The organism is Stenotrophomonas sp. PS02301 (assembly GCF_029959485.1).
GTDB lineage: Bacteria > Pseudomonadota > Gammaproteobacteria > Xanthomonadales > Xanthomonadaceae > Stenotrophomonas > Stenotrophomonas maltophilia_Z.
In genome coordinates, this window is sequence record NZ_JASCOO010000050.1 from 1 (window position 1) to 23,815 (window position 23,815).

Here is a 23,815-nt window from a genome sequence, read left to right on the forward strand (position 1 = left end):
CTGCTCGACACGAGCGAGGCGTAGGTATCTGCCCAGCGGGCCCAGGGGTTGGCCGCCCGGTGGCGGCCAACAGACCTCCAGGGCCTCAGCGCAGCGCGGGCAGCAGGAACTCGGTAAGGATGCGGCGCGACTGCGGGTGGGCGTAGCTGCGGTTGTAGGCCTGGCTGGTGATCACCGCCACCAGCTTTTTCTCCGGCATCACGAACACGTAGTTGCCACCGTTGCCGGACATCGTCCACACGGTGCTGCCGTGCCCATCGACCGGAAGCTTCAGCCCCCACCACTGATAGCCGTAGTCGCTGCCATCACCGGCGGTGGCCTGCGCGCTGAGCATCGCCCGCACATAGCCGGCGGGGATCAGCTGCTTGCCCTGCCAGCGGCCCTCGGCCAGCACCAGTTCGCCCAACCGTGCCAGGTCGCGGCTGCGGTAACGCGTCCCACCGCCGCCCATGCCGATGCCCTCCGGTGAGCGGTTCCATCTGCTCGTGGTGATGCCCAGCGGGCGCTCCAGCACCTGCGCGGCGTAGTCGGCCAAGGGTCGCTTCGTGGCCTGTTCCAGTACCGCGCCGAGCACGAAGGAATTGACCGTGCAGTAGGCATGCGCGCGGCCGTGCGGGCTGTCTTCCGGTCGCGTCATCCACGGTGCGAAGCCTTTGACCGGCAGCGACAGCGCGAAGTCCAGCCAGTGCTCGGTCACGTACATGCGCTCTTCGTTGCCGGCCGAGAATGCATTCTCGTCATCGCACTCCCACAGCGTGCTCATGGTGAGCAGGTCTTCCACCGTCATCGCGCGCAGCCGGGGATCGACGGGATGGCCAGCGGTGAACGCAGGAAAGTAGTCGTACACACGGGCCTGTACGCCGGGCAGGGACCCGTCGCCGATGGCCGCGCCGACCAGCATCGCGGTCACGCTCTTGCTGGCCGAGCGCACGTCATTGAGGGTCTCCGCCGTGCCGCCGTTGAAGTAGCCCTCGTACGCCACTTGGCCGTCCACCAGCAGCAGCACGCTGGTGACCTGTTTGATGTCCTGGCTGGCGATCGCCGATTCCAGTGCGGTGATCCGGGCGCTGTCCAGCGCCGCGGGTGCGGCGGGAGCGGTGAGTGGCAGGGCGGCCGCCAGGGCGAAGACCAGGGCGGCAAGTCGGTGTTGGTGGTGGTGCATGGGCAAGGCTCCTCGAGATGAGGGCCGACTACGCCATGACGCGGTCTGAAGTGCTGGAAAGGCGCCTGAAGAATTCTGAAAGCCCGCCGCAGCAGGCCTCCAGGCTAATCAGCGCGGTGCACTCCAGACGCTGTTCGGGTCGCCATGCCGCGCGCGGCGCAGGCTCGCACGGGCCAGCGTGGCAAACCCGAACGCCAGTGCGAGTGCCACGGCATCCACCCAGAACAGCGGCCAGTAGCCACGTGCCGCGCTCGCCCACGTCCAGTAGCCGGTCAGACCACCGTGCGCCACCGCCACCAGTGCGGTACTGATGGCGGCCGCCCACAGCAGCTCACGGGCGGCCTGGTCGGGGCGACGCAGTGCCGCCCACAGCGCACACGCGGCCCAGGTGGCGAAACAGATCCAGCGGATGCCGTGATCCACTGCCTGCGGCGCGATCTGCTCCAGGATCTGCGCGCCCACGAAGCTCGCCGAGACTGCTACGCACAGCCCGATGCAGACCCCCACCGTGGCCCGGGCCATGTTGATCTGCGCGCGCCCCTGTTCCACCTGGCGCCGCTTGCGCCGCGATTCGATCCACAGCAGGTTGCCCGAGTAGAACAGGAAGGCGCCGCCCAGGCCGAGCAGGAAGTACAGCCACACCACCACGCCATTGCCGAACTCGCCGAAGTGCAGCGCGTAGGCCGCGCTGAGGGTGGCGTGGTTGGCATCGCGCTGGCCGGGCAGCTGGCTGCTCAGCAGGCGGCCGGTGGCGGCATCCAGGCCGACCGCGCCGAGCGGCCCCAGGGTGCCGCCGGATTCGCCGGTGATCTCGATCGTCGCGTTGGCATCGCCGGCATGGGCGAGCTTCAGGAAGGCTGGTTCGAAATCGGCCACGCCCTGCGCGCGCGCTACCTCGATGGCGCGTGCATGCAGCATGCGAAGCTGGGTTCCATCGCCGGGCTGGCCGCTGGGCTCGCGCACCGGGGCGGTGTCCATCGCCGCCGGCACCGCCTGCAGCAGCTTGCCGTCGAAGATCAGCGGATTCAGCGCCGCCATCTGCAGGAAGATCAGGCAGAGCAGCGCCCCGGTGACCGCGAACATCAGGTGGAAGGGCAGGCTGAGCACGCCGATCACATTGTGCGCGTCCTGCCACATCTGCTTGAGGTTACGGCCCGGGCGCAGCGCGAACAGATCGCCCAGCAGTCTGGGCAGGTGGATGACCAGGCCACTGAGCAGGGCCACGCCATACAGCAGGCTGACGATGCCCATCAGGTAGGTACCCGCGACCGGCAGGCCCAGGCTGTAATGCAGTTCGTTGACCAGCTCGGCCAGCCCGGTCTGTGGCGGGGTCACGCTGCCGTCGTAATGGTCCAGCCAGGCGTACTGCCACGTGCCCTTGGCATCCTGCCAATACGCGATCGGCTGCGGATGATCCGCCCCCGGGAAGGTCATGCCCACGTGGGCGCGTGCGGCCGGGTGGCGCTCAAGTACGCCTTCGAGCAGGCGCTGCGCGTCGTCCAGGCTCGCGGCCGGGGTGTCCACCGCATGCGGGGTCTGCCACAGCGGCAGATCGTGGTGGAACAGGGTCAGCGCGCCGGCGTAGAACGCCACGAACAGCGCGAAACCGGCGACCAGGCCGACCCACGTATGCAGCGTGGTGAAGGTGCGCAGGGTCTGGGAACTGAACTTCATCGTATCGCTCTCATTGCACCGCGCCGGTCAGGCGCAGCAGCCACAACAGGCCGAATCCGGCCAGGGCGGTCGCGCTCATCACGGCCCATGCCCGCAGCCCGGTGCGGAAGCTGAAGGCCCAGATCGCCGCCAGCATCCACAGCGGAATGAAGGCGATCAGGCTGGGTACCAGCGCGCTCTGCCACGGCCCCGGCGGCAGCCAGGCGACCAGACCGGTGGCCGCGGCCGCGACGAAGAACCCCGCCAGGAGGCCGGCGCCCGCGCGGGCCCACATCAGCGCATCACCTGTGCCGGGCGGTGCCAGGCAGCAAGCAGCGGAAGCAGGACCGCCACCAGCATCCAGCTGCACAGCATCACCACCACGCCGGTGGCGATGCCCAGATTGGCGATCCACAGCCACAGCGCCGCCACCGCAGCCACCAGACTGATCTGCCGGCCCAGGCGGCCGGCACGGCGCAGGCGCGGCCAGCGGCAGTGCGGTGAGGCGGCATACAGCGCCAGCGCCGAGAACGCCGAGCCGGCCAACGCCAGGCTGCAGAAGCCAAGCGAGGTCAGGGCGACGGTGATCATCGGGCGGCCGCCGGCACGGGCGGCAGGGCGCGGCAGGCCGGGAAGGAAGCGGGGCAGGGCATGGGGAATCCAATCGGCAAACCTGTCCTGGGCAGGACAGTAATCCGCGCATGGTAATCATTGCGGTTTGTGTGCGCCACACGGGCGCATTCAGGCGGTCCGGTCCCTCGGCCGCAGCGGCAGCGGCGCATTCATCGGCGGATTGGTTTAAGATCAGGGCATCTCTATCGAGGCAACAAGGTGGCCCGCGCCCTGCGCCGGTCTAGCGTGTGACATGAGCACTACCACCGCCCACCGCTGAACGCCCCCGACGGCCCCTGACGCAGGCGCCTTCGTGGCGCTTTTTTATTGCCTCGCCCCCGGATTCTCCAGGCCCCCTTGCGGGCCACCAGACCAAAGCACTCTCATGATCGCCATCACGCTCCCCGACGGCAGCCGCCGTGAATTCGAAAACCCCGTCAGTGTCATGGACGTCGCCCAGTCCATCGGCGCCGGCCTGGCCAAGGCCACCATCGCCGGCTCGGTCGATGGCGTGCTGGTCGATGCCAGTGACGTCATCGACCACGATGCCAGCCTGCGCATCATCACCGCCAAGGACGAGGAGGGCGTGGAGATCATCCGCCACTCCGCCGCCCATCTGGTCGGCCATGCGGTCAAGCAGCTGTACCCGGACGTCAAGATGGTGATCGGCCCGGTCATCGCCGAAGGCTTCTACTACGACATCTACTCCGAGCGCCCGTTCACGCCCGACGACATGGCCGCCATCGAAAAGCGCATGGCCGAGCTGATCGCGCAGGACTACGACGTCATCAAGAAGGTCACCCCGCGTGCGGAGGTCATCGAGATCTTCAAGGCGCGTGGCGAAGACTACAAGCTGCGCCTGATCGACGACATGTCGCCGGAGATCCAGGCCATGGGCATGTACTACCACCAGGAATACGTGGACATGTGCCGCGGCCCGCACGTGCCCAACACGCGCTTCCTGAAGGCCTTCAAGCTGACCCGCATTTCCGGTGCCTACTGGCGCGGCGATGCCAAGAACGAGCAGCTGCAGCGCATCTACGGCACCGCCTGGGCCGACAAGAAGCAGCTCGAGGCCTACATCAAGCGCATCGAAGAAGCCGAAATGCGCGACCACCGCCGCATCGGTAAGCAGCAGGAGCTGTTCCACCTGCAGGAAGAGGCCCCGGGCCTGGTGTTCTGGCACCCCAAGGGCTGGGCGCTGTGGCAGGTGGTCGAGCAGCACATGCGCCGTGTGTACCGCGACAGCGGCTACGGCGAAGTGCGCTGCCCGCAGATCCTGGATGTGTCGCTGTGGCAGAAGTCCGGCCACTGGGACAACTACCAGGAAAACATGTTCTTCACCGAATCGGAGAAGCGCACCTACGCGGTCAAGCCGATGAACTGCCCGGGCCACATCCAGGTGTTCAACCAGGGCCTGCACAGCTACCGCGATCTGCCGATCCGCTACGGTGAGTTCGGCTCGTGCCACCGCAACGAGCCCTCCGGTGCGCTGCACGGCATCCTGCGCGTGCGTGGTTTCACCCAGGACGACGGCCACGTGTTCTGCACCGAGTCGCAGATCGAAGCTGAAGTGACGGCGTTCCACCAGCAGGCGCTGGCGGTCTACACGACCTTCGGTTTCGACGAGATCCAGATCAAGATCGCGCTGCGCCCGGAAAAGCGCCTTGGCGATGACGCCACCTGGGACAAGGCCGAAGCCGCGCTGCGTTCGGCCCTGGGCAACTGTGGCGTGGAGTGGCAGGAGCTGCCGGGCGAGGGCGCCTTCTACGGCCCGAAGATCGAGTACCACCTCAAGGACGCCATCGGCCGTACCTGGCAGCTGGGCACGATGCAGGTCGATTTCATGATGCCCGGCCGCCTCGGCGCCGAGTACGTGGACGAAAACAGCCAGAAGAAGCACCCGGTCATGCTGCACCGGGCGATCGTCGGCTCGATGGAGCGGTTCATCGGCATCCTGATCGAGCACCACGCCGGTTCCTTCCCGTCCTGGCTGGCTCCGACCCAGGTGGTGGTGGCCAATATCACCGATGCGCAGGCTGAATACGTCAGCGAAGTGCGGAAAACCCTTGCAGATCAAGGCTTCCGCGTGAACGCCGATTTGCGCAACGAGAAGATCGGATATAAGATTCGCGAGCATACGCTGCAGCGGGTCCCGTACCTGCTGGTGGTTGGCGACCGTGAGAAGGAAAATGGCGCCGTGGCCGTGCGTACGCGCTCTGGCGAAGATCTGGGCAGCATGTCCGTCCAGGCCTTCATCGAGCGGTTGCAGGCAGAACAGTCCGTGTAAGAAAGTCCCGGCCCTGCGGATGCTCCGCGATGGGCCGGTTTGATTCCTCTGGGAGATTGCAATATCAGTACCCCTGACAACAAACAGAACCGCAAGAATCAGGAAATCCGGGTGCCGCGCGTCCGCGTGATCGGCAGCGACGGAGAGATGATTGGTGTGTTGACGCGTGACGAAGCGCTGTCGATGGCCGAAGACGAAGGTCTGGACCTGGTCGAGATTCAGCCGCAGGCTGATCCGCCGGTGTGCAAGATCATGGACTTCGGCAAGTTCAAGTTCGAAGCGCAGAAGAAGGCCAACGAGGCCAAGAAGAAGACCAAGCAGGTCGAGATCAAGGAAGTGAAGTTCCGCCCGGTCACCGATGAAGGTGATTACCAGATCAAGCTGCGCAAGATGCGCGGTTTCCTGGAAGAGGGCGACAAGATCAAGGTCAACATCCGCTTCCGTGGCCGTGAAATGAGCCATCAGGAACTGGGTCGCGAGATGGCCAGCCGGATCGAAGGTGATCTGGGCGAGGACATCGTGATCGAGTCCCGTCCGCGCCTTGAAGGCCGGCAGATGGTGATGATGATCGCGCCGAAGAAGAAGTAACCGGCCATCGGCCCCAGCCCGGACGGGCGGGGCGTGGAGCCGGGCCATGCCCGGCTGCCGGCGCCGCCGGCGTCGCGTGCTTCAGATTCGCGTTACAAGGCACGGGCGCCTTTTCAGGCGCCTGCTGCCGTTTGCCCTGGCCGCAGCCTCTGCGGCCCGTCCGGCGGGCGTTCCACGCCTGCCGGCACCGGTAAACACCCGCCCAATCAAGCGTTTGCAACTGCCTGGATTCACGGGCATAATGGGCGGCCCCGTTTTGCGGGGGTGCTGTTTTGAACGGTTTCCCGCCCCACAAAGGCACGCTGTTTCAACGGCAAACAGGACCGGCCTGGTTCCCATAGGGGATCCCGGGCTTACAAGCAGGCAAGGGCACGGACGGAAAGTGTGGCAATGCCACCGCCCTGGTCAGTGACAAAACATCATCAAGGACATAGCAATGCCCAAGATCAAGACCAACCGGGCGGCGGCCAAGCGCTTCCGCAAGACCGCGTCCGGCAAGTTCAAGGCTGGCCACGCCAACCGTAGCCACATCCTCACGAAGAAGTCGACCAAGCGGAAGCGCAATCTGCGTCAGACGAACCATGTTCGTGCAGAAGACGCAGGCCGTTTGAACCGTATGCTTCCCTACCTCTGAGGACTGACCCATGGCACGAGTAAAGCGTGGCGTACAGGCGCGTCGCCGCCACAAGAAAATTCTGACCCTGGCGAAGGGTTACTACAACGCTCGCCGCAAGGTCTTCCGCGTTGCCAAGCAGGCCGTGATCAAGGCACAGCAGTACGCCTACATCGGTCGTAAGCAGAAGAAGCGCAACTTCCGTTCGCTGTGGATCACCCGCATCAACGCGGCTGCCCGCATCAACGGCCTGAGCTACAGCCGTTTCATGAACGGCCTGCTCAAGTCCGGCATCACCCTGGACCGTAAGGTTCTGGCTGACATCGCCGTGCACGACGCAGCTGGTTTTGCTGCACTGGCCGAAAAGGCCAAGGGCGCACTGGCGGCATAAGTCCATTCCCCTGCCGTTGCCGTTCACGCGCAACGGCTGTGGGTAAGGCAAATGCATGGGGAAGGGCGCAAGTCCTTCCCCATTCTTTTTTGTGTTGGCGGTGGCCCTCCCGGTGCCATCGATCGACAGCGGTGGCGACGGGGGTCGGCCCGACGCGCATCGCGATGGCATACCGACGCGAGGCTCCGGCTATCCATGAGTGACATCCAATCCCTGACCACGCAGGCACTGGCCGACGTGGCCGCTGCCCAGAGCCCCGATGCGCTGGAAGCCCTGCGCGTGGCCCTGCTGGGCAAGAACGGCAGCATCACCGCCCAGCTCAAGCAGCTCGGTGGCCTGCCTGCCGATGAGCGCAAAGCCGCCGGCGAAGCCATCAACCGTGCCCGTGACGCGCTGACCAGCGCGCTGGGTGATCGCAAGACCGTGCTGGAAGACGCTGCGCTGGACGCGCGCCTGGCCGCTGAAGCGATCGACATCACCTTGCCGGGCCGTCGCGAAGAGCGCGGTGGCCTGCATCCGGTGACCCGTACCCTCGAGCGCATCACCGAGATCTTCGGTCGCCTTGGTTACGAACTCTCCGAAGGCCCGGAAATCGAAGACGACTGGCACAACTTCGAAGCGCTGAACTTCCCGCCGCACCACCCGGCGCGCGCGATGCACGACACCTTCTATTTCGGCGATGGCCGCCTGCTGCGCACGCATACCTCCGGTGTGCAGGTGCGCTACATGGGCGAGCACGCACCGCCGCTGCGCATGATCGCGGCCGGCAAGGTGTACCGCAGCGACAGCGACCAGACCCATTCGCCGATGTTCCACCAGGTGGAAGGTCTGCTGGTCGATGAGCACTCCACGTTTGCCGATCTCAAGGGCACGCTGTCCGAGTTCGTTCGCGCGTTCTTCGAGCGCGATTTCGAGATGCGTTTCCGTCCCAGCTACTTCCCCTTCGTGGAACCCGGCGCGGAAGTGGACATCGCCTGGCAGCAGCCGGATGGCAGCACCCGCTGGCTGGAAGTACTCGGCTGCGGCATGGTCCACCCCAACGTGCTGCGCAGCGTCGGCATCGATCCGGAACGCTACACCGGCTTCGCCTTCGGCCTGGGCGTGGAGCGCTTTGCGATGCTGCGTTACGGCGTCAACGACCTGCGCGCGTTCTTCGAAAACGACGTGCGGTTCCTGAAGCAGTTCGCGTAACAGCGGAACCGCCGGGCTGCCCCCGGCGCGACGTCGCACCACCATTCATCACGGCCCAGGCGCCTGCGCCGGGTCCACCAGGGTGACACCATGAAATTCTCTGAAAACTGGCTGCGCAGCCACGTCCCGACCACCGTCTCGCGCGATGAACTCAGCGCGGTGCTGACCGCCATCGGTCTGGAAGTGGAAGCGGTCGATGCGCTGGGCGATGGCCTGCAGCATGTGGTCGTGGCGAAGATCATTTCCGCCGAACGCCACCCCGAAGCCGACCGCCTGCAGATCTGCCAGGTCGATGCGGGGCAGGGCGAGCACCTGCAGATCGTCTGTGGCGCGCCGAACGCGCGCCCGGGTCTGGTCGCGCCGCTGGCGATGGTCGGCGCGCAGATCGGCGATCTGAAGATCAAGCCGGCCAAGCTGCGTGGTGTGGAATCCAACGGCATGCTGTGCTCGGCCAAGGAACTGGGCCTGGACACCGATGCCTCCGGGCTGTTCGAACTGCCGGACGATGCGCCGGTCGGCCAGACGCTGGTGGAGTACCTCGGCCTGCCCGACGCCAGCATCGAGATCAAGCTGACCCCCAACCGCGCCGACTGCTTCAGCATCCGCGGCATCGCCTTCGACGTGGCCGCCGCGTGCGCCAGTGAAGTGGTGCCGTTCGACGCCGCGCCGGTCGCCGCCGTGGGCACGCGTGAGCTGACGATCCAGCTGGACGCCGGCGCCGAAGCCCCGCGGTACGTCGGCCGCGTGATCGAAGGCGTCAACGCCCGCGCCGCGACCCCGCTGTGGATGGCCGAGCGCCTGCGCCGCAGTGGCGTGCGCCCGGTCTCGCTGCTGGTGGACGTCACCCAGTACGTCATGCTGGAACTCGGCCAGCCGATGCATGCCTTCGATCTGGGCACCCTGCAGGGCAGCATCGGCGTGCGCCGTTCGCGCGCGGGTGAAACCCTGAAGCTGCTCGACGGCCGCGACGCCGCGCTGGACGACAGCTTCCTGCTGGTCACCGACGCCGATCGCCCGATCGCGCTGGCCGGCCTGATGGGCGGCTTCGATACGCGCGTCACCGACGACACCACCAACGTATTCCTGGAGGCCGCGCACTTCGCGCCCGCCGCGATCATGGGCCGGGGCCGCAAGCTCGGCCTGCACACTGATGCCGGCCACCGCTTCGAACGCGGCGTCGACCCGGTGCTGCCGCGCGCGGCGATCGAGTACGCCACCCGCCTGATTCTGGACCTGGCCGGCGGCACGCCTGCGCCGGTCACCGAGGCCGTGCGCGAAGCGGACCTGCCGGCGACCGCCACCATCGGTCTGCGCCGCGCCCGTATCGCGCGCGTGCTGGGCATCCAGATCGCCGATGCTGATGTGGAGCGCATCCTGCGCGCGCTGGGCATGGAGGTGGCCGCGACCGCCGATGGCTGGCAGGTCACCGCGCCGAGCCGTCGCTTCGATATCGCCATCGAAGAAGACCTGATCGAAGAGCTGGCCCGTATCCACGGCTACGAGCAGATCCCGACCACGCTGCCGGGCGGTGCCTCGCGCGTGGCGATGCCGACCGAGACCCGCCTGGACGACCTGAGCGTCCGGCGCCAACTGGTCGCCCGCGATCTGCAGGAAACCATCAACTACGCCTTCGTGGATGCCGCGCTGCTTGCGCAGTGGCAGCTGGGCGAGGGCCTGGTCGCGCTGGCCAACCCGCTGTCGGCCGAACTGGCGGTGATGCGCCCGTCGCTGCTGCCGGGCCTGGTCGCCACCCTGGGCCGCAATGCCGCCCGCCAGCTGGGCCGCGTGCGCCTGTTCGAACTGGGCCGCGTATTCCATCAGCAGGCCGGCGAAGGCCAGCCCGCGCCGCTGGAAACCCAGCGCGTGGCCGCCGCGATCTGTGGCGATGCCGACACCCAGCAGTGGGGTCTGCCGACCCGCAAGGTCGATTTCCACGACCTCAAGGGCGACCTGGAATCGCTGGCCGCGGCCAGTGGCGCGGAGCTGGCGTTCACGCCGTCGCAGCGTCCGTATGGCCACCCGGCACGGTCGGCCGAGGTCTCCCGTGACGGCGTCAGCCTGGGCTGGATCGGCCAGATCCACCCGCGCCTGGCCAAGGCTATGGAGATCGACGTGGACGTGTTCGCCTTCGAGTTGGACCTGGCGCCGTTGGCCGCCCGCGCGCTGCCGCGCGCGACCGAGCTGTCGCGCTTCCCGTCGATGCGCCGCGATCTGGCCTTCCTGGTGCCCGAGGCCGCGGCCTGGGCCGACCTGGAAGCCACCCTGCGCCGCGCCGTCGGGCCGCTCCTGCGGGAGGTCACCCTGTTCGACCGGTACGTCGGCCAGGGGGTCGAGCCGGGGTTCAAGAGTCTCGCTATGGGCTTGATTTTGCAGGACAAGTCGCGCACTCTGACGGACCGCGACGTGGATGCGGTGGTGGCCGAGGCGGTCTCTGCCATGGAGCGTGAACATCACGCCCGGATCCGCGGTTGAGCGGGAAGCATGGGGGATAGCAGGCAATGGCATTGACCAAGGCGGAGATGGCCGAAAAGCTGTTCGACGAAGTCGGTCTGAACAAGCGCGAAGCCAAGGAATTTGTCGACGCGTTCTTCGATGTGCTGCGTGAAGCATTGGAACAGGGACGTCAGGTGAAGCTGTCCGGCTTCGGGAATTTCGACCTGCGGCGCAAGAACCAGCGCCCGGGTCGCAACCCCAAGACCGGTGAGGAAATTCCGATTTCCGCCCGTACGGTGGTCACCTTCCGTCCGGGCCAGAAGCTCAAGGAAAGGGTAGAGGCATATGCTGGATCCGGGCAGTAACCGAGAACTTCCGCCGATACCGGCCAAGCGCTACTTCACCATCGGTGAGGTCAGTGAACTGTGCGACGTCAAGCCGCACGTGCTGCGTTACTGGGAAACCGAGTTCCCCAGTCTCGAGCCGGCCAAGCGCCGCGGCAACCGCCGCTACTACCAGCGCCACGACGTGCTGATGGTCCGCCAGATCCGCGGCCTGCTCTATGAGCAGGGCTACACCATCGGCGGCGCGCGTCTGCGCCTGGAAGGTGCCGATGCGCGCGAGGAATCGGCGCTGAGCAACCAGATCATCAAGCAGACGCGGATGGAACTGGAAGAAGTGCTGCAATTGCTGCGCCGCTGAACCATTTTTCACGCAAACCCGTTATACTCGTCGGCCCGCTGAGAGGCGGGGACATTGCCAGCATCATCGGGGCGTAGCGCAGCCTGGTAGCGCATCTGCCTGGGGGGCAGAGGGTCGTCGGTTCAAATCCGGCCGTCCCGACCAATGTTGGTGATTCGATCAAAGGCTTGTGCAGCGATGCGCAGGCCTTTTTTCTGTTTGGGCTGCTGTCGGTTGCCGGTCATACCGCAGCCCGATCAACGTGGCGATCGCTTTTGCTTTGTCCGGTTGTGCGGGTGCCGCCGGTGCGTAGTACGCCGGTCGCACATTTCTTCCGGCGGGTCATTCGCCGTTGGATGCAGGCCGCGATTTGAGGGTATAACGCCGTTGCCTCAATGCCCGTGCAACGGCAGCGGCCGGTCGATCACCACGTCCTTCATCACCAGGGTGGAGGTGAGCCGTTGCACGCCGGGCAGGGCAGAGAGGTGTTCGTCGTACAGCTGACGGAACGCGGCCAGGTCGCGGGTGATGACGTGCAGCAGGTAGTCCGGATCGCCGAACAGACGCTGCGCCTGAAGGACCTGCGGCACCTCGGCCACCGCGTGTTCGAAGGCGTCCACCGCGCGGCGGTCGCCGTCGCGCAGGGTGATGAACACCAGGGCCGAGAACTTCAGGCCCAGGGTGGCGGGATCCAGCTCGGCGCGGTAGCCGCGGATCGCGCCGGACTGCTCCAAGGCACGTACCCGGCGGTGACAGGGCGAGACGCTCAGCCCGATGCGCTCGGCCAGTTCGGTCACGGTGAGGCGCCCGTCTTTCTGCAGCTCGGCAAGAATCCGCTGGTCGGTGATGTCCATGCGCAAGAGTTTCCTCCTGATGCGAGTTGCAGGGCAAGTATTTGGAAGCACATTCCAGAGTCGTGGGAATATTCTTCCGTCTGGCACGCAGATCGCGGCAAGACCGCCCTTTGGACCCCATGCAACCCAGCGTCATCGTCGCCTTCTGGGCGGTCTCGATCCTCTTCGTGCTTACCCCCGGTGCGGATTGGGCGCACGCGATCGCCGCCGGCCTGCGTGGTCGCGCGGTGGTGCCAGCGGTGGCCGGGCTGTTGTCTGGCCATCTGCTGGCGATCGCGCTGGTCGCTGCGGGCGTCGGCGCGATGTTCGCCCAGGCGCCGGTCGCGCTGCACGTACTGACCGTGCTTGGCGCGCTGTATCTGCTGTGGCTGGGCATCGGGCTGCTGCGCCATCCGCCGGTGGCCGCAGCGGACGATGCGGGAGCGGTGACGGGGTGGCGCCACTGGGCGGTCAAGGGCGTCTGTGTCAGCGGGCTCAATCCCAAGGTGCTGTTGTTGTTTCTGGCGCTGCTGCCCCAGTTCATTTCCGCCAGCGCGGCATGGGCGATGCCTGTGCAGATCATCGCGCTGGGCATGGTGCACCTGGTCAGCTGCGCGGCGGTGTATCTGGCCGTCGGGTATGGCGCCGGTGCCGTGCTGCGCACGCGCCCGCGTGCATCACGCGTGGTCGGCCGCGTCTCGGGCGCCGCGATGATCCTGATCGCTGTGCTGTTGCTGAGCGGAACCGGCACACTCTGACCCCCACGTTGTCCCCACGAGGATCCTTGGCATGACCGAACAGCTCCATCCCTACGCGACGCCGGGCAGCGCCCCGGTCCCTGCACCGCGCGTGCGCATTCCGCATCTGCAGCAGATGAAGGAGCGCGGCGAAAAGTGGGCCATGCTCACCGCCTACGACATGTACACCGCGGCGATCTTCGAAGACGCCGGCATTCCGGTGCTGCTGATCGGCGATTCGGCCTCCAACAACGTGTTCGGCAACGACTCGCTGTTGCCGGTCACGGTTGATGAGCTGATGCCGCTGGTGCGCGCGGTGAGCCGCTGCACGCGGCGGCCGCTGGTGATCGCCGATCTGCCGTTCGGTTCCTATCAGGCCTCGCCGGAGCAGTGCTTCCACACGGCGGTGCGCTTCATGAAGGAAGGCGGGGCGCATGCGGTCAAGCTGGAAGGCGGCATCGAGATAGTGCCGCAGGTGCGCAAGCTGGTCAGCTGCGGCATCCCGGTGATGGCGCACATCGGCTTCACCCCGCAATCGGAGCACCAGCTCGGTGGTTTCCGTGTGCAGGGGCGGGGCGAGGATGGCGCACGGCTGATCGAGGAAGCACGCGCGCTGGAAGCCGCAGGTGCGTTCGCGGTGCTGATGGAGATGGTGCCCGGCGCGGTCGCCGCACAGATCACCGCCGCGCTGAAGATTCCGACGGTAGGCATCGGGGCCGGCAGCGACTGCGATGCACAGGTGCTGGTCTGGCAGGACATGGCCGGGCTGCGCACCGGCAAGCTGCCGCGCTTCGTGAAGCAGTACGCGGATATGCATGGCGTGTTGCAGAAGGCCGCGCGTGAGTTCGCGGAAGAGGTTGGGGCAGGCACGTTCCCCGGCCCGGAACACACGTTCTGATTGACCTGATCGACGTTCGTACCACCTGAGGCGCGTGTCCACGGTATCGCCGCGCGGCGGTACCGTGTCGCCTGCGTCATCGAATCGTCATGCGGGCCACGTACCTTCGCCGCACCTGGGGGCGAGGTGGGATCGTGGCCGAACACGCAAAACGGCGTTTGGCGCGCATGTTTCTGGAGCAGGGGCCGGTGCTGCGGGGATTCTTCACCCGCCGCGGTGCGCGCCAGGATGCCGAGGACATGGTGCAGGAGACCTATCTGCGCTTGCTGCGCGCACATGAGGATCAAGGCGAGGCAATCGCCAATCCCGAGGCCTACCTGTTTACCGTCGCGCAGAATCTCGCACGCGAGCAGGCCGCACGGCGGCGCTGGTCGATGCTGCCCATCGACGATCTTGAGCACCTCACTACGCTGCTGAGCGGCGAAGAAACCGTGGAGGATGCCGCCGAGCGCGAGCAGCGCCGCGTGCAGCTGCAGGCCCTGCTGGGCACCTTGCCCGAGCACACCCGCGCGGTGCTGGTGATGCAGTACCGTGACGGCCTCAGCTACAAGGAGATCGCCGAGCGGCTGGGCGTGTCCTCGCACATGGTCAAGAAGCACGTGGTACGCGGACTTTCCGTGTGCCGCCGTGCATTGGCCGGCCACGCGGAGGCGTGGTGAGCGAGTTTCCCGCACCGCGTCCTTCCCTCGCCAGCGAGGCCGCGCACTGGCATGCGCTGCAGCGCCAGGGCGGGCTGACCGCCGAACAACAACGCCAGTTCATGACGTGGCTGGTGACCTCACCGGCGCACCTGCGCGAGTACATCACGGTCAGCCGCGTCGCCACCGAACTCGGCGATGCGCTGCGTGACATGGCAGTGGATCTGGACGCACTGATCGCCGCCGGGCCACCGCCCGCCGACGACAACGTGGTGGCCTTGCCGGTACGGCGACGCCCGCCACCGCTCGCGGCCTCCCGTGCGCCGCGCCGGCACCTGCCGGGTATCGCCGCAGCGGCCGCGTTGCTGCTGGGTGTCGTGTTCGTGGGGCACATGGCGTGGCCACAGACCCGGCACTATGTGGCGGAACACGGCGCACCACAGCGATTTACGCTGCCGGACCACACCGTCGTGCATCTGAACGCGGAAAGTGAACTGTCGATCCGCTTCACCTTGTTGAGCCGCCGCGTGGAGCTCTCGCGCGGGCAGGCCAGCTTTGTGGTGGCCGAGGAGCGCCGTCCCTTCGCGGTGCACGCGGCCGGGCTGGAGGTGCGCGACATCGGCACCATCTTCGATGTATCGCTGCGCCGCGAGCAGGCGCGCATCGAGGTAGCCGAAGGCAGCGTGCAGGTGCGCGGCGACTCGGGCCAGGGCCGGCTGCTCGCCGATCTTCGCGCAGGCCAGAGTGCCCACATCGACTACCGCGATCAGACCGTCAGCCTCCGCCAGCAGCACACCGACACCATGACCGCCTGGTGGCGTCGCCGCGTGGTGTTCCAGGATGAGCCGCTGCGCGAGGTGGCCGAGCAGTTCAATCGCCTCAACCGCGTGCGCCTGCAGGTGGACGACGATGTCGCCGGGGCACTGCGACTGACCGGCAACCTGCGTGGCGACGATCTTGCATCACTTCGTACCTTCCTCGATCAGCAGCCATCGCTGCGCACGCGCGTGGTCGACAAACAGATCCACGTGAGCAGCCGAGCAGCGGCGGAAACCAGCGCGAAACAACAGTAATTGCGCTATCCGCGCGTCATCGCGGGGCACACGCCGAGCGGCTGTCAAAAAAAATTCATCGAAATACCGGTGCCCGATCCTCGCCCTGCGCCCTCGTAGTCCAGGCAAGCGCGAACGATTCCGTCTCGCGACGCTCATACCACCCCACTGGACTTCTACGATGCGCCGCATTCTTTTCCTTTCGATCGCTCTTGCCCTGCAGAGCGCCGCCGTCACAGCTACCGCGCAGGAGACCCGCGTGGCCAGCGAGGCGATTCCCGCCCAACCGCTGGACCGTGCACTCAACGATCTCTCGCGCCAGACCGGCCTGCAGTTCGTCTACAACGCGCAGCAGGCGGGCAACCCGCGCACCCGCGCGATGCCGGCGGGGCTGGCCCCGCAGCAGGCACTGGAGCAGCTGCTGGACGGCACCGGCCTTCGCTATCGGTATCTCAACGACACCACGGTGACCATCGAAGCACGCAGTGATGCCGCACCGTCGGGCACATCCGCCGTGCCCGTCGCCACATCGGCCCTGGCATTTGAAGCGGCCCCCGCAGCGGAAGGCGCCGGCCTGCAGCAGCTGGAGCGCATCGACGTGGTGGGCAGCTACAGCCGCAGCCTGGAGCAGGCGGTGGACATCAAACGCGCCACGATCGGCTTCTCCGACTCGATCGTGGCCACCGACGTGGCCGACTTTCCCGAGCAGAACCTGGCCGAAGCCCTGCAGCGCATGCCGGGCGTGACCATCGAGCGTGACAAGGGGCTGGGCAGCCGCGTCAACGTGCGTGGCCTGCCGTCGGAGTACACGCATGTCTCGATCAACAACCTGGCCACGGCATCCGGCAGCGGTGGTCGTGATATCGAGTTCGACATCTTCGCCTCGGAGATCATCCAGCAGGTCACGGTGCTGAAGTCGCCGACTGCGGCGGATGAGGAGGGCGGCATCGCCGGCTCCGTGCAGATCTCCACCGCACGCCCGTTCGACTACACCGGCCGCAAGCTGGTGGCGTCGGTGGAAGGGGCGCACAACTCGATTTCCGAAGAGGTGGACCCGAAATTCTCTTTCCTGGCCAGTGACACCTGGGGCGACTGGGGTGGCCTGGTGTCCTTCGCCACGGCCAAGCGCAGCAACCGCACGGACGCGACGTCGGGCATCAACTTCCGCCCCATGTCGCGCTTCCTTGGTGCCTCGGGCACGCGCGGCACGCAGGCCGCCGCGGTGCTGGCACGCGATGCCGGCGTGGTGGTCAAGAACCGCAACAACACCGATGAAAGCAACCTGATCGTGTTCCAGGACAAAGTGGGCGACCGCGTGTTCGTCAACGACCAGGACAAGTGGGGTGCCACCGCATCGCTGCAGTACAAGCCGAGCAGCCGCTTCAGCCTGACTTTCGATGCGATGCGCGGCGGCTACGACACCACCGAAGACGAGTACGACGCGGCGGCATATTCGGCGTCCAGCCGAAGCACGCTGGAGACCATCCATGATTACGACGCCAGCACGCTGTCGCAGTACGGCATCGTGGTGCTGCGCGATGTGTCCTACACCGCCACCCAGCACGAGATGCTGAGCAAGGAGCGGATCAACAAGACCGATTTCAGCCAGTACAGCGTGGCAATGGATTGGCAGGGCGACACCTGGGGCGTGGATGCGATGGTCGGTTACTCCGGCGCCGACAAGACCTTGGATGCCAGCAACCTCAAGCATGTGGCCTACGCGCCCTCGCGGACCCGCTGGACCGGCAAGAGCGGGGAGACGATTCCCAGCGCCAACCCGGCCAGCATCGACATGTACAACGCCTCGGACAAGTACCTGTTCGAGGCGTATGAGACGACGCTGGAGAAGGTCAGCGATGACAAGTATGCCGCCCAGGTGGATGTGACCAAGGCGCTGGAACTGGCCTTCCTGCCGGCGCTGCGCAGCGTGCAGTTCGGCGCGCGCTACACCGACAAGTCCAAGCAGCGCGAGTATGGCGAAGCCAAGATCTACGGGCCGGGGGCGGGTGACAACAGCTGGGTGAACAAGCGCACCCTGGCCGACAGTCCGCTGCAGTCGATTGCCGATATCGTGCCGGGCGGTGGCTATTCGGTGAAAGACCTGGACTGGAAGATGGTCTCCAACGACTACGCACGCAGTGCGTTCCGCTATCCGGGCTTCGCAACGCCGTTTGATCCGGGCCAGTACTACCGGGTCGACGAGAACGTGACCAGTCTGTACGCGATGACCGACATCGGCTTCGATGTGGGCCGCGTGCCGGTCTCGATCAACGCCGGCGTGCGCTATGTGGATACCTCGGTGCAGTCCTCCGGCCTCCATCCGATCCAGCGGGAAGACGGTAGCACCGGCTATACCGACACGCCCGTCTCGCGCAAAGGCAGCTACAACGATCTGCTGCCGAGCCTGAATGCCACTGCCGAACTGGCCGAGGGCCTGGTGCTGCGGGGCGCCGCCTCCAAGACGTTCATCCGCCCGGCGTTGACCGACATCGCCTACAAGCGCACCGCCAGCTGGAGTTCGTTCCGCTTCACCGATGGCAACCCGGATCTGCAGCCCACCTATGCCAAGCAATGGGAGCTGGGTCTGGAGAAGTACCTGGACAACGGCGGGCTGCTGGCGGCCTCGTACTTCCACAAGAAGATCGACGGCGTCGTGATCAATGCGTTGACCGGCGTGGTACCGGATGTGGCGGTCTACAACGCCAACGGCTCGCTCAACGGCACCTATGATTTCGACGTGTACCAGCCGATCAATGCCGATGGCACCTATGTGGTGAAAGGCGTCGAGCTGATCGCGCAGCTGCCGCTGAGCATGCTGCACCGTTCGCTGGAAGGCTTCGGCATCAATGCCAACTACACGATGCTGGACAGCTCGCTGGCCGGCGAATCCGATCTGGGCGTGAGCACGCCGATGCCGGGGCTCTCGGAGAAGTCATACAACATGACCGTCTACTATGAGAACGACCGCTTCGACGCGCGCGTGTCGTACAACCACAAGGGAGAGTACGTCGAATCGATCGGCTACAACATGTACCCGATCTGGCGCGATGACTACGGCCAGGTGGATGTGTCGATCGGCTACCGCCTGACCGACAGCATCAAGCTCAGCCTGAAGGGCATCAACCTGACCAACCAGGCGACCACCGGCTACACGATGGATCCCGCGTTCCCGACGATGTACGAGCGCTCCGGCCGCCGGATCAGCCTCGGCCTGCGCGCGGACTTCTGAGCCACCTTCGCGGTGCATCCGGAGGCACGTGCGCGTGCCCCGGATGCGGCTGCCCGTTTGTGAGGAACATACGATGCGACATGTTTTCTTCCTGCCGCTTGTGGCGGTGCTGGCGTGGCCGGCGGTCTCGCAGGCTGCCGATGACGATGCCGGCCGCAGCTGGCAGGCTGGCGACCACCATGTCCACAGCGAGTGGAGCGTGGACTGGGTTCGCAGCACCACGCCGCCCACGCCGATCCGTGGTGGCGACTCGTCCTACACCCGCACCCATAACGCCCAGCAGGCGCTGGCCAACGGTCTGACCTGGATGGTGCATACCGATCATGGCGGGCCGGTGCATTCGGCGGTCACCCGGGACCATGCGTGGCCGGCGCTGTTGGAGGCCCGGCGCGAAGTGCCCGCGCTGATCCAGTTCAACGGCATGGAATTCGATGTGCCGGCCGGCGAGCACGCCTCGTTGATCATCGCGCCCGGCCCTGACGAGCGCGACCAGCTGGTCGCGATCGAACGCGATTACGGCCGCAGCGAGCCGCTGCAGGGAAGCCGCGATGACGGGCAGACCATGCTCGATGCACTGGCCCACATGCGGTCGCTGCCGGCACAGCCGTTGATGTTCATCAATCACCCCGCGCGCACTGCCACCGCCATGGGACGGTGGGGCGACGTCGAGCCCGATGAGCTGCGTGCCTGGCATGCGGCTGCACCGCAGGTGCTGGTTGGTATGGAAGGCGCGCCGGGCCATCAGGCCACCCGTGTCCATCGCGGCCTGTATCGCAACGCGGATGCACCGACCCTGGGAGGATTCGACCAGATGACGGCAACCGTCGGCGGGATCTGGGACACGCTGTTGTCCCAGGGGCATCGCTTCTGGATCACGGCCAGCTCCGATTCGCACGTCAACCAGCGTGATGGCGGCAGTGACTTCGATCCGGGCCAGTACAGCAAGACCCATGTCTGGGCGCGGCAGGACGCCGAGGACATCCTTGATGGCCTCCGTCACGGGCGGATGTTCGCGGTGACCGGCGATCTGATCGATGCACTGGAGCTGCGGGTGACTGCGAACGACGACGAGGCACGTAGCGCCACGATGGGCGGCACGCTGTCGATGTCGCCTGACGCCTCCATGCGCGTGGAACTGCGGGTGCGTGTGCCGGCCTCAGCCAATCACGCTGGCCAGCCCCCGGTGCTGGATCACGTCGAGCTGATAGTGGGCAGCCCTGGAAAAAGCGATGCTCCTGTTATGCAGACGCGTGTATTCCGCGCCAGTGACTGGCAAGTGGACGGCGCATGGCGAACGGTATCCTGGGTGTTGCCGGCGCCTGCACAGGGCGGATTCGTTCGTGTACGCGGCAGCAGCACCCCTGAAGTGGCGCCGTTGCCCGATGTGCCAGGCGAAGATCCCTGGCAGGACCTGTGGTTCTATTCCAATCCCGTGTTTGTCGAGGTCGCGCGCTGAGTTGGCGTCGATCCGGTGGTGAGTCGTGCGCGGCTGCAGATCATCGAGGTAGAGTGATCGCTTACCTCATGGACGCGGAAGGAAATGCATATGGCGGTACGAGCGTTGTTGGCAGCCGATCTCGAACAGGCCAGCCGTGTGTGCATGGCCGCCTTCATGGGGGCGGTGGCGGAATCACTGCCCCCCCTTGGGATCGAGACCTTTGCCCGTATCGCCTCGGTGGAGGGGTTCCGCGCGCGCATGGTGCACGACAATGTGATGCTGGCCTACGCGCAGGAGGATCGGCTCATCGGTATCGCCGAGCTCAAGGAAGGCCGTCACGTGGCCATGCTGTTTGTCGACCCGGCGGCCCAGCAGCAGGGGGTCGGCAAGGCCCTGATGGCGGCCATGATCGAGCAGGCGCGTGTGGAGGTGCTGACCGTGAGCGCGTCGCTCTCGTCGGTACCCGCCTATGAGCGCTATGGCTTTACCTGCACAGGGGAGGCAGCGGAATCTTCCGGGCTGCGCTACCAGCCGATGGAAATGCGCGTGGCGCCGGGCGCCTGACTTCACGCCGTTCAGTCGGCGCGTTCACGAAGGTGAGACAGTCGGCTGGCTACCGTGGAGTCCTGTCATTCAACCCGATTCGGGGAAAGGATCATCATGATCAAGTGGGCCATCATTTTTGCCGTCATCGGCCTGATCGCCGGTGCCCTCGGTTTCGCCGGCATCGGCGGCGCTGCGATCGGGATCGCCAAGTTCCTGTTCTGGGCGGGCATCATCATCGCTGTGGTGCTGTTCGTGCTGGGCATGACCATCGCCAAGAAGGTGACCTGACCCGCCGCGCCAAGACGTTGCGGTTCCAGACAAAGGCCTGCGCGGTTTCGTGCAGGCCTTTTCGTTGGCGATGCAGCAGGGTGCCCCGCAAACCTCACTCGAAATACACCGACACCCCAAGGCCAGCCTGCGTGTCCGGGCTGTCGTCATCCAGCCCCACATCGAATGAGGCATCCAACTGGACCGTCGGGGTCACCATCCAGGTGATGCCTGCGCCGGCAATCCCGGTCGAGGGCTCGCCGTTGGTGTCGGTGAAGCCGGCCTCCAGATAGGTGCTGACGGTATCGGTGGCGGAGAAGCTCAGGCTCGGCGCCCAGCTGACGCTGTCCTCGCTGCCACCGCGGGTCACATTGGCGTACAGCGCGCCTGTCCAGCGATCATCGAAGCTGTACTCATAGCTCGCACCCAGCGCGTACTGCGTGGCGCCCTCGCTGAAGTCGCGCGAGCCGGTGGCGAACGTGGTGCTGGCCAGCAGCGCCACGGCGTGCTTTTCCGAGGACAAGGGCAGGGCGAACTTCAGGCCGAGGCCCAGGTCTCCAGCACCGCGGCTGTGCTCGGCCGGTGCATCGCGCGGCGCCACCCGCAGGTGGTTCCAGGGCGAGGTGAAGGCCTGCAGTTCGAGATGCTCGACCAAGCCGATCCGGAGATTGATGTCGGCGCTGTACTGCGTGCTCAGCACGCCCGCGCCGTCGCGGTCGCGGCTGAAGCTGGGCAATCCCGCCTCCAGCGCGACGCCACCGCGGGGCAGTGTCGAGGCGGCGAAGCCGATGCCGGGGCGGTCGAAGGCGAGGTCCGGCGGCGCGTCCCGTTGGGCGTGCACGGCATCGCAGAACAGCAGGGACAGCAGCAGGGCCGAACACCGCATGGGCACGCTCCGGGCCGGCCGATACCGGCATCAAGAAGCAGTCAGCCTGCCTCTTGGCCGGAATGTAGCACGGTGATTCCGGCGGTCATGTGCAGGTGTCGGTGGCGTTTCGTCACTCAGTGCGTCGGCCGGGTCATGGCGATGAGGGCATCGCGCACGCGCTCGGTCGCAGCTTCCGGCGTGGCGTCACAGCCGAGCACGCAGGCGCGGAGCAGGAACCCATCGGCGGCGTGCCGTGCAGCGGTCAGCTGCGCATCGCGACGGTCCAGCGGATGCTCGCGCAGCACCGTATCCAGCCACGACCGTCGCGCAGTGATCCATTCACTGTCGACCTGGTGCGGGCGACACGCGGGACTGATGGTGCGCCCGATGTCGAACAGCTCGGCGATGTAAGCCCGTGAGAACCGGCCGTGGGCCTGGCTGTCGCGGTCCATGCGGTGCAGGATCGCGCGGTGGAGATTGGCCACGATCGTGTGCGCGGCGAGGTCATCGTTGGCTGCTTGCAGCAGCGGGGTATCGGTTGCGTTGTGCATTCGCGCCTCCAGGACACCGGTAGGGGAAAAACGAAGAATCAGCCGCGCGGCAGGACCGGATCACCCTGCCGCAGCAGGGTGTCCAGCAGCGCGACGACGCGTTCACCCTGGCCCTCACAGGCCAGTTCGAACGTGGTCTGCCCGTCGAGCGCGGGCAGTGGGGAATGCAGAATCCATTCAAGAACGGCGGCGCGGTCCGGTTCGATCTGCAAGGCCAGATCCGCGACACGACGTACGATTCCCTGACGCATGATCAGAATCCGTAACTGAGGGAGAGCGCGGCGGTATCCATGTGGTCGCCACGGGTCATCGGGCTGTCGCGCACGGCATCGGCCAGCGAGGTGCGGCGGATCGACGCGGTCGCGGTCCAGCGCGGCCCCAGCGGCATCACGGCGGCAATGTCCATGTAGGGCGACACACCGCTGCCGGACGAGTAGCGCGCCAGGCCGCTGCGTGCCGCTTCGCGCTCACTGACGCCGAAGTAGTAGTCGTTGAGATCGGCGCTGGTGTAGGTCACGCCCACCGCGGGCATGAAGGTCACGCGGCCGGCCGGGATCGGGTAGGCGTACCGGGCATCGGCCGAGAAGCCGCCGCCGTGTCCGGTGACTTCCGCCTGCGCATTGGCCTGCAGTACGCCCCATTCGGCCTGGTGCCGCCAGGAGACGCCCAGCATGCCGGACAGGCTGCGGTTGTCGAGCTGGCGCAGTTGCGGGTCGTGGCTGTCGCGGCGCTTGAAGCGCATCACGTACGGCGAGGCGGTCAGGGCAAGCTCGGACCGCGCGGTCTGGTGCAGCCGATAGCCCACGCTGCCACCGCGGAAGAAGAACGAACGGCCTTCCCAGCTGACGATCGGGGCGGCTAGACGATCGGTGTCATAGCCGGCATAGGGGGCCTTGAGCGCCACGACGGCGATGCCGATGCTGCTTTTCCTGGCGCCCTCGGGCGCATCAGCCGCCTGCGCACTGGCGGCGGTGAATGCACTGGCCAGGGCCAGGCCAAACAGGGGAAGCGAAGGGCGCGGGGAACGAAAACGGACGTGCATGGACCTGCCGAGGGGGAACAACCGGAGTGTCATGGTGGGCGCCCTACATTGTCGGAACGTTACGTCCGGCTGCGCGGTACCATCGCCTCCTTCGTACCCCGC

The 23,815-nt window shown here is 66.3% G+C and carries 25 protein-coding genes and 1 tRNA gene; 17 read left to right on the forward strand and 9 right to left on the reverse strand.

Translation table 11 applies throughout. The annotated features are described in order from the left end of the window. Window positions 1–85 precede the first annotated feature (85 nt). The 4 genes from QMX81_RS12900 to QMX81_RS12915 all read right to left on the reverse strand — a co-directional run bounded on the left by QMX81_RS12900 (window position 86) and on the right by QMX81_RS12915 (window position 3,406). Window positions 86–1,162 (reverse strand): serine hydrolase, encoded by a 1,077-nt coding sequence (locus QMX81_RS12900; RefSeq protein WP_121038373.1) that lies wholly within the window; start codon window positions 1,160–1,162, stop codon window positions 86–88. Window positions 1,163–1,270: 108 nt separating this feature from the next. Continuing rightward, complete coding sequence (locus tag QMX81_RS12905; RefSeq protein WP_282262027.1) at window positions 1,271–2,836, reverse strand: PepSY-associated TM helix domain-containing protein; 1,566 nt, start codon at window positions 2,834–2,836, stop codon at window positions 1,271–1,273. A 10-nt stretch (window positions 2,837–2,846) separates the two neighbouring features. Continuing rightward, a complete protein-coding gene (locus QMX81_RS12910) occupies window positions 2,847–3,110 on the reverse strand; it encodes a hypothetical protein (protein WP_123730649.1) in 264 nt (87 codons plus the stop codon). Beyond that, window positions 3,110–3,406: a hypothetical protein gene (locus QMX81_RS12915; RefSeq protein ID WP_121041160.1), complete on the reverse strand. Its 297-nt coding sequence runs from the start codon at window positions 3,404–3,406 to the stop codon at window positions 3,110–3,112. Before QMX81_RS12915 ends, QMX81_RS12910 begins: the two co-directional genes overlap by 1 nt. A 406-nt stretch (window positions 3,407–3,812) precedes the next feature. Between QMX81_RS12915 and thrS the strand changes: the two genes are divergently transcribed. The 9 genes from thrS (at window position 3,813) to QMX81_RS12960 (ending at window position 11,779) form a co-directional block, all read left to right on the forward strand. Then, on the forward strand, window positions 3,813–5,717 hold the full coding sequence (gene thrS / locus QMX81_RS12920) for a threonine--tRNA ligase (RefSeq protein ID WP_121038364.1): 1,905 nt from the start codon (window positions 3,813–3,815) through the stop codon (window positions 5,715–5,717). A gap of 48 nt (window positions 5,718–5,765) precedes the next feature. Next, the gene (gene infC / locus QMX81_RS12925; RefSeq protein WP_172838068.1) at window positions 5,766–6,305 is read left to right on the forward strand and encodes a translation initiation factor IF-3; all 540 of its coding nucleotides are present in this window, start codon (window positions 5,766–5,768) and stop codon (window positions 6,303–6,305) included. A 436-nt stretch (window positions 6,306–6,741) separates the two neighbouring features. Next, window positions 6,742–6,939 carry a 50S ribosomal protein L35 gene (gene rpmI / locus QMX81_RS12930; protein ID WP_017355265.1) on the forward strand — a complete coding sequence of 66 codons (198 nt, stop codon included), beginning with the start codon at window positions 6,742–6,744 and terminating at the stop codon, window positions 6,937–6,939. A gap of 10 nt (window positions 6,940–6,949) precedes the next feature. Further along, window positions 6,950–7,309, forward strand: a complete 360-nt coding sequence (rplT, locus tag QMX81_RS12935) for a 50S ribosomal protein L20 (RefSeq protein WP_017355264.1) — start codon at window positions 6,950–6,952, stop codon at window positions 7,307–7,309. Between the two features lie 195 nt (window positions 7,310–7,504). Beyond that, window positions 7,505–8,500: a phenylalanine--tRNA ligase subunit alpha gene (locus QMX81_RS12940; protein ID WP_019182705.1), complete on the forward strand. Its 996-nt coding sequence runs from the start codon at window positions 7,505–7,507 to the stop codon at window positions 8,498–8,500. A gap of 90 nt (window positions 8,501–8,590) precedes the next feature. Beyond that, window positions 8,591–10,972, forward strand: coding sequence for a phenylalanine--tRNA ligase subunit beta (gene pheT, locus QMX81_RS12945; RefSeq protein ID WP_282262036.1), 2,382 nt, complete (start codon window positions 8,591–8,593; stop codon window positions 10,970–10,972). 26 nt (window positions 10,973–10,998) lie between these two features. Next, on the forward strand, window positions 10,999–11,298 hold the full coding sequence (locus QMX81_RS12950; protein WP_005410432.1) for an integration host factor subunit alpha: 300 nt from the start codon (window positions 10,999–11,001) through the stop codon (window positions 11,296–11,298). After that, window positions 11,279–11,635 carry a MerR family transcriptional regulator gene (locus tag QMX81_RS12955; RefSeq protein ID WP_019182707.1) on the forward strand — a complete coding sequence of 119 codons (357 nt, stop codon included), beginning with the start codon at window positions 11,279–11,281 and terminating at the stop codon, window positions 11,633–11,635. The genes QMX81_RS12950 and QMX81_RS12955 overlap by 20 nt, the downstream gene beginning before the upstream one ends. 67 nt (window positions 11,636–11,702) lie before the next feature. Further along, window positions 11,703–11,779: transfer RNA gene (locus tag QMX81_RS12960), tRNA-Pro, on the forward strand. A 227-nt stretch (window positions 11,780–12,006) separates the two neighbouring features. Here QMX81_RS12960 and QMX81_RS12965 read toward each other — a convergent pair. Then, window positions 12,007–12,468: an Lrp/AsnC family transcriptional regulator gene (locus QMX81_RS12965; RefSeq protein WP_152153397.1), complete on the reverse strand. Its 462-nt coding sequence runs from the start codon at window positions 12,466–12,468 to the stop codon at window positions 12,007–12,009. 119 nt (window positions 12,469–12,587) lie between these two features. Between QMX81_RS12965 and QMX81_RS12970 the strand changes: the two genes are divergently transcribed. The 8 genes from QMX81_RS12970 (at window position 12,588) to QMX81_RS13005 (ending at window position 21,273) form a co-directional block, all read left to right on the forward strand. Further along, window positions 12,588–13,205 (forward strand): LysE family translocator, encoded by a 618-nt coding sequence (locus QMX81_RS12970; RefSeq protein WP_152153398.1) that lies wholly within the window; start codon window positions 12,588–12,590, stop codon window positions 13,203–13,205. 31 nt (window positions 13,206–13,236) lie between these two features. Further along, complete coding sequence (gene panB, locus QMX81_RS12975; RefSeq protein WP_282262041.1) at window positions 13,237–14,082, forward strand: 3-methyl-2-oxobutanoate hydroxymethyltransferase; 846 nt, start codon at window positions 13,237–13,239, stop codon at window positions 14,080–14,082. Window positions 14,083–14,216: 134 nt separating this feature from the next. Continuing rightward, a complete protein-coding gene (locus QMX81_RS12980; RefSeq protein ID WP_282262043.1) occupies window positions 14,217–14,741 on the forward strand; it encodes a sigma-70 family RNA polymerase sigma factor in 525 nt (174 codons plus the stop codon). Continuing rightward, entirely contained in the window at window positions 14,738–15,793 is a 1,056-nt protein-coding gene (locus tag QMX81_RS12985) for a FecR domain-containing protein (protein ID WP_282262045.1), read from the forward strand. The genes QMX81_RS12980 and QMX81_RS12985 overlap by 4 nt, the downstream gene beginning before the upstream one ends. A 160-nt stretch (window positions 15,794–15,953) precedes the next feature. Further along, window positions 15,954–19,001, forward strand: coding sequence for a TonB-dependent receptor (locus QMX81_RS12990; protein WP_282262047.1), 3,048 nt, complete (start codon window positions 15,954–15,956; stop codon window positions 18,999–19,001). Window positions 19,002–19,074: 73 nt separating this feature from the next. Further along, complete coding sequence (locus QMX81_RS12995) at window positions 19,075–20,457, forward strand: hypothetical protein (RefSeq protein ID WP_282262049.1); 1,383 nt, start codon at window positions 19,075–19,077, stop codon at window positions 20,455–20,457. 108 nt (window positions 20,458–20,565) lie between these two features. After that, window positions 20,566–21,003, forward strand: coding sequence for a GNAT family N-acetyltransferase (locus QMX81_RS13000; RefSeq protein WP_282262051.1), 438 nt, complete (start codon window positions 20,566–20,568; stop codon window positions 21,001–21,003). A 96-nt stretch (window positions 21,004–21,099) separates the two neighbouring features. Beyond that, a complete protein-coding gene (locus tag QMX81_RS13005; protein WP_019182774.1) occupies window positions 21,100–21,273 on the forward strand; it encodes a DUF1328 family protein in 174 nt (57 codons plus the stop codon). Window positions 21,274–21,367: 94 nt separating this feature from the next. On the opposite strand, the gene QMX81_RS13010 is transcribed toward QMX81_RS13005, so the two are convergent. The 4 genes from QMX81_RS13010 to QMX81_RS13025 form a co-directional block, all read right to left on the reverse strand. Continuing rightward, on the reverse strand, window positions 21,368–22,138 hold the full coding sequence (locus QMX81_RS13010; protein WP_282262055.1) for a transporter: 771 nt from the start codon (window positions 22,136–22,138) through the stop codon (window positions 21,368–21,370). Window positions 22,139–22,254: 116 nt separating this feature from the next. Continuing rightward, a complete protein-coding gene (locus QMX81_RS13015; protein WP_121038338.1) occupies window positions 22,255–22,671 on the reverse strand; it encodes a hypothetical protein in 417 nt (138 codons plus the stop codon). A 38-nt stretch (window positions 22,672–22,709) separates the two neighbouring features. Continuing rightward, on the reverse strand, window positions 22,710–22,922 hold the full coding sequence (locus QMX81_RS13020) for a hypothetical protein (RefSeq protein ID WP_121038335.1): 213 nt from the start codon (window positions 22,920–22,922) through the stop codon (window positions 22,710–22,712). Window positions 22,923–22,924: 2 nt separating this feature from the next. Then, on the reverse strand, window positions 22,925–23,713 hold the full coding sequence (locus tag QMX81_RS13025; RefSeq protein ID WP_121038332.1) for a MipA/OmpV family protein: 789 nt from the start codon (window positions 23,711–23,713) through the stop codon (window positions 22,925–22,927). Between the last annotated feature and the right edge of the window lie 102 nt (window positions 23,714–23,815).

Coding starts and splice junctions, on each gene's coding strand:
- QMX81_RS12900 (WP_121038373.1), bottom strand. CDS start 1,162: ATGCACCACCACCAACACCGACTTGCCGCCCTGGTCTTCGCCCTGGCG.
- QMX81_RS12905 (WP_282262027.1), bottom strand. CDS start 2,836: ATGAAGTTCAGTTCCCAGACCCTGCGCACCTTCACCACGCTGCATACG.
- QMX81_RS12910 (WP_123730649.1), bottom strand. CDS start 3,110: ATGTGGGCCCGCGCGGGCGCCGGCCTCCTGGCGGGGTTCTTCGTCGCG.
- QMX81_RS12915 (WP_121041160.1), bottom strand. CDS start 3,406: ATGATCACCGTCGCCCTGACCTCGCTTGGCTTCTGCAGCCTGGCGTTG.
- thrS (WP_121038364.1), top strand. CDS start 3,813: ATGATCGCCATCACGCTCCCCGACGGCAGCCGCCGTGAATTCGAAAAC.
- rpmI (WP_017355265.1), top strand. CDS start 6,742: ATGCCCAAGATCAAGACCAACCGGGCGGCGGCCAAGCGCTTCCGCAAG.
- rplT (WP_017355264.1), top strand. CDS start 6,950: ATGGCACGAGTAAAGCGTGGCGTACAGGCGCGTCGCCGCCACAAGAAA.
- QMX81_RS12940 (WP_019182705.1), top strand. CDS start 7,505: ATGAGTGACATCCAATCCCTGACCACGCAGGCACTGGCCGACGTGGCC.
- pheT (WP_282262036.1), top strand. CDS start 8,591: ATGAAATTCTCTGAAAACTGGCTGCGCAGCCACGTCCCGACCACCGTC.
- QMX81_RS12950 (WP_005410432.1), top strand. CDS start 10,999: ATGGCATTGACCAAGGCGGAGATGGCCGAAAAGCTGTTCGACGAAGTC.
- QMX81_RS12955 (WP_019182707.1), top strand. CDS start 11,279: ATGCTGGATCCGGGCAGTAACCGAGAACTTCCGCCGATACCGGCCAAG.
- QMX81_RS12965 (WP_152153397.1), bottom strand. CDS start 12,468: ATGGACATCACCGACCAGCGGATTCTTGCCGAGCTGCAGAAAGACGGG.
- QMX81_RS12970 (WP_152153398.1), top strand. CDS start 12,588: ATGCAACCCAGCGTCATCGTCGCCTTCTGGGCGGTCTCGATCCTCTTC.
- panB (WP_282262041.1), top strand. CDS start 13,237: ATGACCGAACAGCTCCATCCCTACGCGACGCCGGGCAGCGCCCCGGTC.
- QMX81_RS12990 (WP_282262047.1), top strand. CDS start 15,954: ATGCGCCGCATTCTTTTCCTTTCGATCGCTCTTGCCCTGCAGAGCGCC.
- QMX81_RS12995 (WP_282262049.1), top strand. CDS start 19,075: ATGCGACATGTTTTCTTCCTGCCGCTTGTGGCGGTGCTGGCGTGGCCG.
- QMX81_RS13005 (WP_019182774.1), top strand. CDS start 21,100: ATGATCAAGTGGGCCATCATTTTTGCCGTCATCGGCCTGATCGCCGGT.
- QMX81_RS13010 (WP_282262055.1), bottom strand. CDS start 22,138: ATGCGGTGTTCGGCCCTGCTGCTGTCCCTGCTGTTCTGCGATGCCGTG.
- QMX81_RS13015 (WP_121038338.1), bottom strand. CDS start 22,671: ATGCACAACGCAACCGATACCCCGCTGCTGCAAGCAGCCAACGATGAC.
- QMX81_RS13020 (WP_121038335.1), bottom strand. CDS start 22,922: ATGCGTCAGGGAATCGTACGTCGTGTCGCGGATCTGGCCTTGCAGATC.
- QMX81_RS13025 (WP_121038332.1), bottom strand. CDS start 23,713: ATGCACGTCCGTTTTCGTTCCCCGCGCCCTTCGCTTCCCCTGTTTGGC.